The organism is Fulvitalea axinellae (assembly GCF_036492835.1).
Classification (GTDB): domain Bacteria; phylum Bacteroidota; class Bacteroidia; order Cytophagales; family Cyclobacteriaceae; genus Fulvitalea; species Fulvitalea axinellae.
The window spans coordinates 1,619,275-1,633,074 of the sequence record NZ_AP025314.1; the positions used below are offsets into that span (position 1 = coordinate 1,619,275).

Here is a 13,800-nt window from a genome sequence, read left to right on the forward strand (position 1 = left end):
ACACTGTAGTTTCCTTACTAATATAACGTGGATTCAGGCCTTATTTAATGTTTGATTATTGTACTAAATCAAGTGTGGCGCTGTTTTTTTCCGAAAGGATTTACACCCGTTCGGCCCCGTCTTATGCTCACAAAGTAACGCCATCGCTAGGGTAGATTTAATGATAAAAGTCATATTAATGATTGATTATAGCTTCGGTTTCTTCTGTATGGAAATGCCTTTAAAGGGTTCTTGGGGCCGATTCATTGTATTATTTAGATTTTTTGTGGGGCGGGAACGGTTCCGTAAGGTTGTATTCCGCAGAGCGCCTTTTCAGGCATTTTTTTTGCCCTATGGCGCCGGATGCCTTTTTTTTGTCCTTTTTTGGGCTAGACTACATATTTATGAGAGTTTTTGTCTTGGTAGACTCTTTGCGGCTACAGACAAAATGATTTATTTTTGTTGATCGGGGTGCCCGGTGCCGGGTGCTTTCAGTTTAGCAACCAACTAAAGCGTATATATTTTATGGCAGGACATAGTAAGTGGGCCAATATTAAGCACCGTAAAGGGGCCCAAGACGCCAAAAGAGGAAAAATCTTCACTAAGCTGATCAAAGAGATTACCGTTTCTGTGAAGGAAAGCGGGCCCGACGCGGACACTAACCCGCGTTTGCGTTTGGCGATCCAAAACGCCAAGGGGCAGAACATGCCCAAAGACACGATTGACCGCGCCATCAAAAAAGCTTCTGGCGCTGACGCCGCCGATTACCAAGAAGTGACTTTTGAAGGCTACGGACCTAAAGGTGTGGCCGTGTTTGTGGAATGCGCTACAGACAATAACAACCGTACAGTGTCCAACGTGAGGGCCGCATTCACCAAAAGTGGCGGAAGCTTGGGCAAGAACGGTTCGCTTGAATTCGTTTTTGACCGCAAGGGGATTTTTGTAGCCGAGTTGCCCGAAGGCGCTGACGCGGAAGAGCTTGAACTTGAGTTGATTGACGGCGGAGCCGAAGAGGCGGAATTCGAGGAGGGCATGGTTCACGTAACCACTGCGGTCACCGATTTCGGAAACATGCAGAAAAAACTCGACGAATTGGGCGCTGAAGTGAAAGAAGCGGGCTTGCAACGTATCCCCAACAACTTGGTAGTTCTTACTGACGAGGAGTTTCCGAAGATCTGGAAGCTTATAGATACGTTGGAAGATAACGACGACGTACAGAAGGTTTACCACAACATCGACGTGCAGGAAAGCCAAGAGGAGATGATGTAATCGGAACTCTTGTATTTTTCGCAGGCGAAAGCCCGGGGCCTAGGCTACCGGGCTTTCTTTTTTTGTTGGTGTGGGAGATGGTTTTTTGCCAAAAAGAGAAGCCCAACACCGTCGAAGGTATTGGGCTTCTTTAGAGGGGTTTGGTGAAAAGTTGTTTTTGGCTTTACGCTTTCTCTTCAACTTCCTTCCTAGTCTCCTGCGGATACTCCTTGTCAAAGTTTGCCCAATACTCTTTCAGTGTCCCTTTCATGTCTTTGTGGAGCAAGAGCATTCCCAAAAGGTTGGGCAGGGTCATCAGCGCAATGGCGATGCCGGAGAACGTCCATATTATAGTGGTGTCGGTGAAGGCTGCCAAGAAGAACGCCACTACGTATACGATGCGGTAATAGATCACCGATTTCGATCCGAAGAGGTAAGTCATGGCGCGGTCGCCGTAGTATGACCATGAGATGGCCGTGGAGAAGGCGAACAGCAACAGTCCGATCGTTACGATATATTTGCCGTATTCGCCGAAGAATCCGCGGGTAAAGGCGATTGCCGTAAGCGGGGCGCTGTGTACCAGTGATTTTCCTTTTACCAAAACGGTGGCGTCCACGGGAAGTCCGTCTTTGATGGCGATGGCTTCGGTGAGCGGTTGGCCGTCGCGGTGGAAAGTGATCTCTTCGGCCACGGAGCGGGCGTTGATTACGGTTACATTCGCGTCTTGCGCTACGCCGTTTTCGGTTCTGATTTGCCCGTTAAATAGCGGAAGCGGAGTCTCTTTACTTAGGTGTTTGGCCAGTTGTTGTTGGTGTTCTGTAGAGGTGTCTGAGTATTTTCCTGAAAGGATCTGAAGATCAGCGCGCTGGAACGTGTTGTGGTGTTTTTCGTTCCAAACCCCCGAAGAGAGCAATACGAGACCCGTAATCGTACAGATTACGATGGTGTCGATAAACGGTTCCAATATCGCTACCATACCTTCAGATACTGGTTCGTGGCCTTTGGCCGAAGCGTGGGCGATAGGGGCCGAGCCCTGGCCGGCTTCATTGGAGAACAGTCCGCGCGTAACGCCACGGTTGATGGCGAAGGCCAACGAGGCGCCCAAGAATCCGCCTGTAGCGGAAGATCCCGTAAATACGTCGGCGAAAATGGCTGTGAAAGACGGGATAATATTCTCGGCGTTATAGAAAATAACCGCTAATGCACCTATCAAGTAGATGATCGACATGGCGGGGACCAGCTTTTCGGTCACTTTTGCGATTCGTTTGATTCCGCCCACAATCACCAAAGCAAGGAAAATAGCCAGTACGAAGCCAGTGCTAACCATTGTGAAATTGTATCCGAAGATGGTTTCGTTGGTTTGGAACGTAGTGGCCATCGAGTTCGAGATACTGTTGATTTGCGGTAAGCTTCCCGTTCCGAAAGACGAGATAACAGTGAACACTGCGAAGGCGGCGGCGAGCCACTTCATGTTCAGTTTGTTTTTCATATAGTACATCGGGCCACCGGCCATAGAGCCGTCTTCGGCCTGCTCGCGGTATTTGTGCGAGAGCGTTACTTCCACAAACTTTGTCGTCATACCCAAAAAGGCCGTAACCAGCATCCAGAACAGCGCCGATGGTCCGCCCCAATGAACAGCCAAGGCTACCCCAGCGATATTGCCCGTGCCCACCGTACCGGAAAGGGCCGTAGCCAAAGCTTGGAAATGCGAGGTGTCGCCCACGTCGTCGGAGCGGTCGTATTTGCCGCGCACGATGCGGATGGCGTGCGCGAAAAAACGCAGTTGGGGGAACCCCAAATAAAGAGTAAAAAAGATACCGGTGCCCAGTAGCGCCCAGATAAACCAGGACGATCCGCCGATCATCGAGTCGATTTGACCTAATAATTCATTGAGTTCTTGCATGCGGTTGTCGGGTTGATTTTGTTAGCGGCACGAAAGGGTGGACCTGTCGTGTCTTTATGTTAGATGAGTTTTTGGATTGATTCTACCGACTAATTTAATAAAAAAGTTACACTTTTCACTGGCTGGGTACATGGTGGGCGGGCTTAAAGGCAGTCGGGGTGTCGTCACAAAGCCAAGTGATTCGGGTAACGGGCAAATTCTGTCCGGGGCTACTCGGAAATCTGCCCTAATTCTTTAGCTTTGCCCAGAACAATTAAGCGAACAAACCAATGGGATTGACTGATGAATTGAAGAAAGTGGCGCTCAATGACATGCATGAGCGCCTTGGGGCCAAAATGGTTCCTTTCGCGGGTTACAATATGCCCGTGCGTTACTCGTCTGACATCGAGGAGCACAAGACCGTACGCGAGGCTGTAGGCGTTTTTGACGTTTCGCATATGGGTGAGTTTTTTCTCCGAGGACCGAAAGCCTTGGATCTTATCCAGCGCGTGACTTCCAACGACGCTTCGAAGCTTGTTGACGGAAAAGCGCAGTACTCTTGCTTGCCGAACGACAAAGGCGGAATCGTGGACGACCTGATCGTTTACCGTATGGGCGAAGAGGAGTATATGTTGGTGGTCAACGCTTCGAATATCGAGAAGGATTGGAACTGGATTTCCTCGCACAACACCGAAGGCGTGGAGATGACCAATAATTCGGATGAGTATTCTCTTTTTGCCGTTCAGGGTCCGAAAGCTGTTGAGGTATTGGCCAAGATCACGGAAGTGGATTTGGCGGGAATTCCTTTCTACAGTTTCGCTATGGGTGAAATCGGAGGAGTTAAGGACGTTATTATTTCGGCTACGGGTTATACAGGCGCCGGCGGTTTCGAGCTGTATGTGAAAAACGCCGATGCCGTTAAGTTGTGGGACGCCGTTTTTGCCGCTGGCGAAGAGGAAGGCATCAAACCTATCGGGCTCGGCGCTCGCGACACTTTGCGTTTGGAAATGGGATACTGCCTTTATGGTAACGACATCGATGATGAGACGTCGCCTTTGGAAGCCGGTTTGGGTTGGATTACCAAATTCACCAAAGATTTCGTTAACTCGGAAGCCTTGAAAAAGCAGAAAGAGGAAGGCGTGACCAAGCGTTTGGTTGGCTTTAAGCTCTCCGACAAAGGTATTCCCCGTCAGGGTTATGACATCACTGATGAGAATGGCGAGGTGATCGGCAAGGTTACTTCCGGTTCCATGTCGCCTTGTTTGGGCGTTGGAGTTGGGCTTGGGTATGTGAAGAAAGGTTTTGGCAAGGCCGGAACGGAGATTCGCATCGCCGTGCGTAAGCGTAGCCTTAAAGCCGAGGTGGTTAAGTTGCCTATCTATAAGGCCTGATTTATTAAGCGAACACCTGATTAAGACATAAAGCGCCTTTGCGGGCGCTTTTTTCGTAAATTTGTCTTTCGGTAGTTTCGCTGGGTGAAAAGTTTTGTCTTGGGAATGCCGTTTTTTTTATCGGATACACAACAGTCATTTATTATGAATATAGAAGTGTGCGCCTCGCCGGATTTGTCGGGGCTTTTTGATTTGGAAGGAAAAGTGGCCGTAGTGGTCGATATTCTAAGGGCCACCTCATGTATGACCGCCGGAATTGCCGAGGGGGTTTCGGCTATCCGTCCCGTTTCGGATTTGGAGGTTTGTCGTGGTTTGATGTCCGAGGACTACGTAGGCGCCGCGGAGCGAAACGGAGCGAAAGTGGACGGTTTCGATATTGGTAATTCTCCGTTTAGTTATATGGATCCCGAGATGAAAGGTGCTAAAGTGGCTGTAACAACCACCAATGGAACAGTGGCCATAGAGCGGTCAAAAAGCGCTGAGCGGATTATCATCGGATCGTTTCTGAACCTCTCGTCCGTGGCTTCTTATGTGCGGAAACTGGGCTTGGATGTGGTGATTGTTTGTGCGGGTTGGAAAGGCCGTCCAAACCTTGAGGATACTCTTTTTGCGGGTGCTTTGGCCGAAAAACTGGCTGGAAACTACGAGTCTTCTTGCGATTCTTTGTTGATGGCAAAAGTTCTTTGGGAGAAAGCGAAATTGGATTTGTCCGCTTTGGTGTATAAATCAGCTCATGTGGCGAGGTTGAAAAGATTGAATATCGGAAAAGATATTGAATTATGTATGGAAATAGATCGCTATGGTGTTGTGCCAGAGGTTAATGCCGAAGGTGAGATTGTGAAAGCAATTTTTTGATGATTATAGGATAATTCCATAATTAAACTCTTGTTTTTCCTTTCTGATGTCTTTTTTAAGAGGGGTTTGATTGGATTTATTGTGTGCTAATTAATTTGGAATTATCCAGAATCAAGAATATTGACCGAGCTATAAGGATTCTCCAACATTGAATTTTTCCCAGTGTTAGGCTTGTGGGTGGAGGCTTTAGCCAAGCTTCCTTAAGTGCTGAACATAGAAAAGGAGGGAAGAATGATTCGGAAAATTCTAATAGTATTCGTGTTTCTCGTTGGGATCGTTTTGTCTGATTCCGCTGTAGCCCAATCGATACTCTTGAAAGATCATCCTAAAATGAGGATGTTGTTAAGCTTCTATCGCCAAGCGGGAAGATATAAGGCTGTGATATCGTTTGTGAGTGATTCCAAAGACGTTACCCAACTTAATGAAGGGGACGATGTTGAACTGACGGATGTGTATACTGGCGATGTGGCCGTGCTGAGAGTGGAAGACGTAGTGGCCAGGAAAGTAGCGGGAAAGAGTGGCGCCGAGCGATATCAGGCGGTGTATAGGATCAATACCGTGGACCGTTGGTTTGTGAATTATTTTGGGACAATGATTATCGATAGGGTGGATTTGGTGAAAACGGGAGTCAGTTTTTTGTCGTTTCTGCCTGATCAAACCTATAAGGACTCCGCTTGGAAATTTGCCGAAGAGATGAAAAGTCTTGGAGGGAAAAAGATGACGGGTGATCATAACCAAATGCAGATTTTGACAATGCCAACTAAGGGAGGGCATTGGTCCGAAGCTGAAAAAATTGATGACAAGACGGGGATCGTGACCATGAAAGTTGCGGCCGCGGACATGTCGTGGCCTGAAATTATGGTTGCTTGGGGGAACGAATTTTAGTCTTGTAACTGCTTCCCCGAACGTTTCTTCGATTATATTCGCGAATGGTCCGGTCCTTGTTAAAGGACTGGATGTTCCTGAATTAATTTTAGAGCTAAATTACTGAATGAACGCGTTAGGTAGACACATTATCGTGGAGTTCTACGACTGCAAGCCGGAGTTGTTGAACGATGTAGTGTATATCGAGAATAACATGGTGGGGGCGGCCGAAAAGGCCGGCGCTACGGTTATAAACTCGACTTTCCATCACTTTGCGCCCATCGGGGTGTCTGGCGTGGTGGTGATTCAGGAAAGCCATCTGGCTATCCACACCTGGCCGGAGTACGGTTATGCCGCGGTGGATTTGTTTACTTGCGGAGAGACCGTAAATCCCTGGGTTTCTTATAATTTCTTGAAAGAGGCCTTTAAGGCCGAGCACGGATCGGCGGTGGAAATGCGCAGGGGCGAGACTAGCTTGCTGATCCGTAAAGATTATGACGTAAGCCAGTTGAGGCATCAGCGTACCGACGCCGACGGGTCGCCATTGCGGACTAAGGATATCTGGTTCACTGAGCGTAACGACAATATAGCGCTTTCGCTCAAACATGCTGGCGATAAGCTATATGAGAAGAAATCGCCGTTTCAGAAGGTGGAGATCTACGATACCTATGCCTATGGCAACATGCTGACGCTGGACGGAATGGTAATGACCACCGAAAAGGACGAGTATGTGTATCATGAGATGATTTCTCATATTCCGTCTCTGACTCACCCTAACCCCAAGAGGGCTTTGGTGATCGGCGGTGGCGATGGCGGAACTGTTCGTGAGTTGCTGAGACATTCTAGTTACGACGAAGTGGTCATGGTTGAGATTGACGAAGCCGTAGTGGAAGCGTCAAAAGAATTCTTGCCAAGCATCGCTTCGGCGCTTGATCATCCGAAATTGTCTTTGAGAATCGACGATGGAATCAAGTACGTGAAAGAGACCAAAGGCGAGGCTTTCGATATTGTGATTGTCGATTCTACGGATCCAGTTGGGCCCGGTGAAGGTTTGTTTACGGAAACCTTTTACCGCGACGTTCACCGAATTTTGAAAAAAGACGGAATCATGGTGACGCAAAGCGAGTCGCCTAGATTCAACGTGAAAGTCTTCAAAGAGATCTTCGATTGCTACGGAAGTATCTACGGTAAAGAAAACGTACATACGTATCTGGCGCATATTCCGACTTATCCGACAGGGATGTGGAGTTTCTCATACTGCTCGAAAGGTCAAGCGAATCCACTGACTACGATTGATGAGGATAGGAGGACGGAGTTCTTGGCGAATAACAAGCTGAGTTATTACAACAAGGAGGTTCATACGGCGGCTTTCGCTTTGCCGAACTTTGTGAAAGATATTCTGGGAAAGTAAAAGTTCCCAAGGATTGAATGTCTAATTTGTGATTGAAAAATGGAGAAAGCCATGCGGAGATTGAGTTTCGTATGGCTTTTTTTATGTTTTGGCCATGGAAAAGAAAGAGAAAATCATAAACGGTTTTGACCCGAACGGAGTGGGAGTGAAAGGTTCCTTGTTCGGGCTCCCTTTTGATGTTGATACTTCCGATACCGTGATTATTCCCGTTCCTTGGGACGTGACCGTTTCGTACGGTGCAGGGACGAAAAATGGACCTAAAGCGGTTTTGGATGCTTCGCCACAGATCGATTTCGCTTTGCCGGAAGTAAAAGATGCGTGGAAAGCCGGAATCACGATGTTGAAAGAGGAGCAGTGGATTTCGGAGACAAGCGACCGATTGCGAATGCGCACGGCGGCTTATATCGAAGCTTTGGAGGAAGGGCTTCCGTATGAGTCTGACGTATTGCTCGATGAGGTGGAAGACGAGAGCGAGAACTTGGCTCAATGGCTAAAGGGAACCGCTTTGGAATTAATGTCAAAGGGAAAGACTGTCGGTTTATTAGGCGGTGACCATTCGACCCCGTTGGGATTGTATAAGGCTGTGGCGGAAAGTGTGGGATACTTTGGAATACTTCAAATCGACGCTCATGCCGATCTGCGCAAGGCTTATGAGGGTTTTGAGTATTCGCACGCCTCGATCATGCGTAACGCGTTGTCGGTGTCGGAGTTGAAGAAGCTTGTTCAGGTGGGCATTCGGGATTTTTGTGAAGAAGAACGGGATGTTGTACTGAAGTCAGAAGACCGAGTGGTTTCTTTTTATGACCAAACGTTGAAAGAGGAAGCTTATGCGGGAACTTCTTGGGCCAAACAATGCGAAAAGATTATTGATAACCTGCCTGAGAAGGTTCATGTAAGCTTCGATATCGATGGTTTGGATCCGAAGCTTTGCCCGAATACGGGAACTCCCGTGCCAGGTGGTTTTGAGTTTGATCAAGTGATGTTTCTGATAAAAAAATTGGCCCTTTCGGGCCGTAAAATCGTGAGTTTTGACTTGTGCGAAGTCTGTCCCGGTAATGATGAATGGGACGGTAATGTTGGCGCAAGAGTTCTTTACCGTTTGGCTGTTTGGTCCGCCATATCGCGAGGTGTTCTTTCTTGCGATTGATTTTTTAAGTAGAACTTATTCGGAGGCTTTGGGATAGCTGTAATATTCGGTTTTCCCCAGGCCTTTTGAAATGTCTTTCCAATTGTCAATGTCAAAACGGATAATGATCGTTGCTCCTGTAGGCATGTCTTCGGGAGCTTCGTCAGTAAGAAAATCGGCAATTTCGCTGATTCCTGGGTTGTGCCCGAATAGTACCGCACTTTCCGATTCGGGATCTATAGCTCTGATTGTTTTGAGAATTTCCTTTGGTGAAGCCAGGTACAGTTCGTCATTTTTGACGATTTCATTTTTTGAAATCCCTATTTCCTCACAAACGGCCAAAGCGGTGTCAAAAGCCCTTTTTGCTCCACTGGAAATGATTGTGTCTGGCTGAATATTTCTCTTCTGTAGTCTGGTTCCCATTAGCGGAGCGGCTTGTTTTCCCCTTTTGTTCAGAGGTCTGTCATAGTCTCGTAAATTAGGGTCGTCCCAGCTTGATTTGGCGTGTCGGACCAAGATTAATTGTTTCATCTTTAGTTAAACTTGATGTGCTGTTTGAGCTGATATGGTTGCAATAATTTAACAAAAACCTTCGGCGGTTAGGCGCCTTGGGAACGTATATTTACAAAGCGCCCCGAAGTTTTGCGTAGCGTTTCAGAGTTTGTGGAAACGTGTCCAGTTTGCGTCTCAAAACTGGTTGGGTGGTTGAAATGCGTTTTTGATCGCACTTTGGCGAAAGATGATAAAAAAGAAATTATGAAAGGCAATACGACCAAGATTTTCGGAATGCGAAAAGATTCGCGTACAGGTTTTTATCACTTCTTCTGGAAAGAAGGCGAAATAAAGCGAAGCGCCAAAGGTGCCGATCAGTCTTCCCAGCCGTTTTCGCCCACTAGTGGGACGAAGCGAAAATGACCGAAAGTTTCCCTTTCGGCTTTTTTTTGACCTGTTTTTGTCATGCGGGTCATTCGCTGTTGGTTTCTGTCACCAAGCGGAATTACTAGTTTTCCTCCGATTTTAAGCTGTTCCATCAAAGGTGCGGGAATTGCCGGTGATGCCGCCGTTACGATGATTTTGTCGTACGGGGCATTTTCCGCCCAGCCTTTTGACCCGTCCGCCAAAAGGAAATTGACGGCTTCGATACCAATTGTCTCCAGCGTGTTTTTGGCTGATTCGTGTAATTCCGAAATACATTCCACGGTGTAGACCGACGCGCCCAAAAGGCTGAGGATAGCCGCTTGGTACCCTGAGCCCGTTCCGATTTCAAGAATGTGGTCTCCCGCTTTCACGTCCAGAAGCTCCGTCATGAACGCGACCGTGTAAGGTTGGGAGATGGTTTGGCCATTGCCGATGGGGAACGCTTTGTCTTGGTATGCGTGATCCCAAAAGGCGCTTTCGAAAAACCAATGTCGGGGCAGTGCGCCTATAGCGCTCAGCACGTTCTCGTCTCTGATTCCTTTCCCTTTGAGGGTTTCGACCAGCTTTCGCCTCAATCCTTTATGCTTGTAACTGTCCGCTGGGGTCATAAACCGTATTTGCTCTTTGTGATTTTTTTGAGAATAAGTTTTGTGACGACAATTCCGATAACGCCGGCGACAACGCCAACCCAAGCGCCCCCGAGAATATCTAACGGGTAATGAACTCCTACATAGATTCTGCTATACGCAACAATAGCGGCCCAGAGGAACATCCATCGGAATAATTTTCTTTCTTGAGGAAAGATCAAATACATAAATGTAGCTAGCCCGAAAGTGTTTGAGGCGTGTGAAGACACGAAACCGTACTTTCCGCCACAACCCTTTACCAAATGCACCAGAGGTCCGATTATCGGGTCATGGCAAGGGCGAAGACGCTCGAAATAACCTTTCATAAATCCGGAAGCCGTTTGGTCGGCGATAAGGATCACAAGGGCGACGCCAATAAACACTGGCCAAGAGTTTTTTCTAAACTTTTTTACAACGAACGCCGCCAACAAAACATAAAAAGGAATCCATGTGGAAGTTTTCGTCACATAGTACATTATGGTGTCCCAAAAAGGATTGTGGATGCCGTTCAGGTAGAGGAACAGGTCTTTGTCGGCGTTAATAATGTGTTCTAGCATGGCTGAAGTGCTGTTAGATTGTTGGTAGCACGCAAAAATAGGCTTCCTTGGAATATTCACAACCTTTTTGATGGATATAACGAACCTTGTTGTTTGAGCGCTTTTTCTTTTGTCGAAATTTGAATAAATGAAAGGTGTATTGGTATGAAACTAATGAAAGTTCTGTTATTTTTTTAGGAATTGCGAAATGCCCCGGGAAGGTTGGTTATATAATTCCAAAAAGTATAATTTTATATTATTCTATGTTCGGCTCTATATATTTTGTTATATGCCTTGCATCGGGCTGAACGGAAAGTTTTGGAGAGGTGTAATCTTTGGGCGAAACTAGCCATTGAGGCCGGCGATACCGGAGTTTTTTGAAAAAGTGAGCATATCGTAATTATCCATGAGGACCATGAGGAAATTGTTGTTTTGTTTATTCGCTTTGGGCTTGTCCGCAACGTCGCTATATGCGGACGAGTGTAAAGGAAAAACCGTGGAAGGGAAAAAAGAAGGGACTTGGGTTTGCTTCTATGAAAACGGAAAAAAAAGGGAAGAGGGCGCTTACAAAACCGACGTGAAAGTAGGGGCGTGGAAATATTTTCATGAGAATGGAACCGTGGCCATGGAGGGGAACTATATCAAAGGCGTGGAAAAAGGTAAGTGGAAGATGTTCGACGAAGCGGGGAAATTGCTTGAGGAAATTGATTACGGAAAATAAAATCCGTTGATTTTTTTTCGGGACCTAAGCTTCTTGTAATGGTTTGGTCTTGAGTCTTTTCTATGACAATAATGCCCCTGAGATACTCACGAGGGCGTTTTTTCGAGATAAAATAGTTTGTGAAAGGTTTGCGCCGATCGAAATTATGCCTACCTTTGCACAGCATTTCGGAAGGAGATGCAGCGAAAACAGAAAAAAGCGCACGTGGTGGAATTGGTAGACACGCCATCTTGAGGGGGTGGTGGCCTTACGGCCGTGGAGGTTCGACTCCTCTCGTGCGCACCAGTTTTGTTTTCGAAATACATACCAAGAATAATTTGCGCACGTGGTGGAATTGGTAGACACGCCATCTTGAGGGGGTGGTGGCCTTACGGCCGTGGAGGTTCGACTCCTCTCGTGCGCACTACCTTGCACATGTGGTGGAATTGGTAGACACGCCATCTTGAGGGGGTGGTGGCCTTACGGCCGTGGAGGTTCGACTCCTCTCATGTGCACAAAGCCTTGTCCTTTTTTTCGGCAAGGCTTTTTTTGTTAGAAAACGTATAGGTTGACTGCCACAGTTTGTTTTTTCACCTTTTTCAAACCACATTATCATTATAACCGAGCGTGGAAAGAATTCTTTCACCAAGCTTTCAATAGGGGAAATAGACAGTTGTTTCGAATTAATAGTGTTAGAGGGAGTCTTTAATGTATTGGTTATGAAATAACATAAAGTTCTATGAAGGTATTCGTTAGGCTATTTTTGGTTACCGCTCTTGTCAGCGTAAATGGATTTTTGTTCGGACAGTCTAATTTCAAACCCGGTTATATCAAAACTGCGAAAGGGGACAGTATAATTGGTTTCGTTAATTATCAGGATTGGGACCGGACTCCTCGATTGATCAAGTTTAAACGTACTGTTGATGCGGAAGCCAACTCTTATGGCCCGGGTTCTTTATTGGCTTTCGGTTTAGTTTCTCCCGAAATAAAATACGAAGCCTGCGATGTGAAGATGGATTTGGTTGAGCAAAGGGAAGGCAAGATTCCGCTTGATACAGATAACAAAGGCGTGTGGATTTTGCGTAGGGAATTTCTTGAAGTGTTGGAAGCCGGAGAAATAAGTCTCCTTAGATATAAAGGTATCAGGGAGCTGTTTTTTATAAAAGTGAATGGAGTGGTTGAGCAATTGGTTCACCGCAAATATTATCTGCATAGAAACGGAGAAACCTTAATTAAGCATGACCAAACTTATAAGAGGCAATTGCTTTATGTTTTTCGGAATAATGATAAAGTAGATGAGCGTAGAATTAGAAAAGTAGGGTACAATTATGAGGATTTGAGAGAGCTGTTTAATGAGGTGTACACAACCGGAAAACCAGAAGAGAAAAAGGATAAGGAAAGATTCAAAAGGATATTGTTTCAGTATGGAGTTGTTGCGGGAGGTGGCGTTTCGTCAATTAGTTTTAAAGGTAATGCCAAACCTTCGGTGACAGGCGCCGATTTTGCTCCGACAATAAACTTTTCGGCCGGTCTTTTTTCGGAATTTGTTTTGGTTAGCAATTTTAAGAGATGGTCGCTTTACAACGAATTGGTTTATAATTCGCGCTCCGTGGAGGGAGACTTTCTTTATCGTAGGGGACCTAGGCTTCTGAACGGCGAGACGGAAGTGGAATTGGGAACGTTGAGTTTGACAAATATGGTACGCTATACTTACGGTTTCGGAAAAGTCAAAGTCTTCGTCGGTATTGGGATGAACGTCGCTTTTATTGCTGATGTATCCAGTGTCTCGGTGACAAAGTATGACAACGCGGAAGAGTCGGAGGTTTCCGAGCCGTTGAATGATGATAACATTCGGCCTTATTCGCTTGGTTTCGCGTCTGGTTTGGGATTGAGAACAGGAAGGTTTGTTGTTGAAGCCAGAGGGAACTTCTCAAGCAACTTCTCGGAACTTGTATTTATGGAAGCGAAAGCCAAAGACATTACGCTGATGCTTTCGTACAGGATTTTCTAAAACGTAATCCAAGCTTATACCCACTACGGGCCGGGCGGTAGTCTGGCCCTCTTTTTTAATGTTGCGAGGTCCATGTTTATGCCCTTGTTTGTTTTTTTTAAGCGAATACATTACGTTTATCAGGTAATTGATAGCGAAAGAGGCGATTCCTCTTCCTTTTTTATCGCAGTGAAAAGCGGTTTTGTGGCGCGGACTTTTTGATTCCAAACTTTATTCATCGAAAACGTTCTGGTCAATTTGAGATAAGGAAGAA

Annotated in this window: 12 protein-coding genes and 3 tRNA genes; 11 read left to right on the forward strand and 4 right to left on the reverse strand. The window is 46.4% G+C overall.

The window, feature by feature from the left end; all coding sequences use genetic code 11:
• The first annotated feature begins 504 nt into the window (after positions 1-504).
• Positions 505-1,248: a YebC/PmpR family DNA-binding transcriptional regulator gene (locus AABK39_RS06560; RefSeq protein ID WP_338394121.1), complete on the forward strand. Its 744-nt coding sequence runs from the start codon at positions 505-507 to the stop codon at positions 1,246-1,248.
• Positions 1,249-1,411: 163 nt separating this feature from the next.
• On the opposite strand, the gene AABK39_RS06565 is transcribed toward AABK39_RS06560, so the two are convergent.
• Positions 1,412-3,130 carry an alanine/glycine:cation symporter family protein gene (locus tag AABK39_RS06565; protein WP_338394122.1) on the reverse strand — a complete coding sequence of 573 codons (1,719 nt, stop codon included), beginning with the start codon at positions 3,128-3,130 and terminating at the stop codon, positions 1,412-1,414.
• 269 nt (positions 3,131-3,399) lie between these two features.
• Between AABK39_RS06565 and gcvT the strand changes: the two genes are divergently transcribed.
• The 5 genes from gcvT to AABK39_RS06590 all read left to right on the forward strand — a co-directional run bounded on the left by gcvT (position 3,400) and on the right by AABK39_RS06590 (position 8,777).
• Complete coding sequence (gene gcvT, locus AABK39_RS06570; RefSeq protein ID WP_421825155.1) at positions 3,400-4,500, forward strand: glycine cleavage system aminomethyltransferase GcvT; 1,101 nt, start codon at positions 3,400-3,402, stop codon at positions 4,498-4,500.
• 144 nt (positions 4,501-4,644) lie between these two features.
• Positions 4,645-5,355: a 2-phosphosulfolactate phosphatase gene (locus AABK39_RS06575; protein ID WP_338394123.1), complete on the forward strand. Its 711-nt coding sequence runs from the start codon at positions 4,645-4,647 to the stop codon at positions 5,353-5,355.
• 231 nt (positions 5,356-5,586) lie between these two features.
• Complete coding sequence (locus AABK39_RS06580; RefSeq protein ID WP_338394124.1) at positions 5,587-6,240, forward strand: hypothetical protein; 654 nt, start codon at positions 5,587-5,589, stop codon at positions 6,238-6,240.
• A 106-nt stretch (positions 6,241-6,346) separates the two neighbouring features.
• Positions 6,347-7,630 carry a polyamine aminopropyltransferase gene (gene speE, locus AABK39_RS06585; RefSeq protein ID WP_338394125.1) on the forward strand — a complete coding sequence of 428 codons (1,284 nt, stop codon included), beginning with the start codon at positions 6,347-6,349 and terminating at the stop codon, positions 7,628-7,630.
• Positions 7,631-7,724: 94 nt separating this feature from the next.
• Entirely contained in the window at positions 7,725-8,777 is a 1,053-nt protein-coding gene (locus tag AABK39_RS06590; protein WP_338394126.1) for an agmatinase family protein, read from the forward strand.
• 15 nt (positions 8,778-8,792) lie between these two features.
• On the opposite strand, the gene AABK39_RS06595 is transcribed toward AABK39_RS06590, so the two are convergent.
• The 3 genes from AABK39_RS06595 to AABK39_RS06605 all read right to left on the reverse strand — a co-directional run bounded on the left by AABK39_RS06595 (position 8,793) and on the right by AABK39_RS06605 (position 10,857).
• Positions 8,793-9,287: a SixA phosphatase family protein gene (locus tag AABK39_RS06595; RefSeq protein ID WP_338394127.1), complete on the reverse strand. Its 495-nt coding sequence runs from the start codon at positions 9,285-9,287 to the stop codon at positions 8,793-8,795.
• Positions 9,288-9,622: 335 nt separating this feature from the next.
• Positions 9,623-10,282 (reverse strand): protein-L-isoaspartate(D-aspartate) O-methyltransferase, encoded by a 660-nt coding sequence (locus AABK39_RS06600; RefSeq protein WP_338394128.1) that lies wholly within the window; start codon positions 10,280-10,282, stop codon positions 9,623-9,625.
• Entirely contained in the window at positions 10,279-10,857 is a 579-nt protein-coding gene (locus AABK39_RS06605; protein ID WP_338394129.1) for a phosphatase PAP2 family protein, read from the reverse strand. The genes AABK39_RS06600 and AABK39_RS06605 overlap by 4 nt, the downstream gene beginning before the upstream one ends.
• Positions 10,858-11,251: 394 nt before the next feature.
• On the opposite strand from AABK39_RS06605, the gene AABK39_RS06610 reads away from it, so the two are divergent.
• The 5 genes from AABK39_RS06610 to AABK39_RS06630 all read left to right on the forward strand — a co-directional run bounded on the left by AABK39_RS06610 (position 11,252) and on the right by AABK39_RS06630 (position 13,547).
• On the forward strand, positions 11,252-11,557 hold the full coding sequence (locus AABK39_RS06610) for a toxin-antitoxin system YwqK family antitoxin (RefSeq protein WP_338394130.1): 306 nt from the start codon (positions 11,252-11,254) through the stop codon (positions 11,555-11,557).
• Between the two features lie 198 nt (positions 11,558-11,755).
• Positions 11,756-11,842: transfer RNA gene (locus AABK39_RS06615), tRNA-Leu, on the forward strand.
• 34 nt (positions 11,843-11,876) lie between these two features.
• A tRNA-Leu gene (locus tag AABK39_RS06620) sits at positions 11,877-11,960 on the forward strand.
• A gap of 7 nt (positions 11,961-11,967) precedes the next feature.
• A tRNA-Leu gene (locus tag AABK39_RS06625) sits at positions 11,968-12,051 on the forward strand.
• A 224-nt stretch (positions 12,052-12,275) separates the two neighbouring features.
• Positions 12,276-13,547, forward strand: coding sequence for a porin family protein (locus tag AABK39_RS06630; RefSeq protein ID WP_338394131.1), 1,272 nt, complete (start codon positions 12,276-12,278; stop codon positions 13,545-13,547).
• Positions 13,548-13,800: the final 253 nt, after the last annotated feature.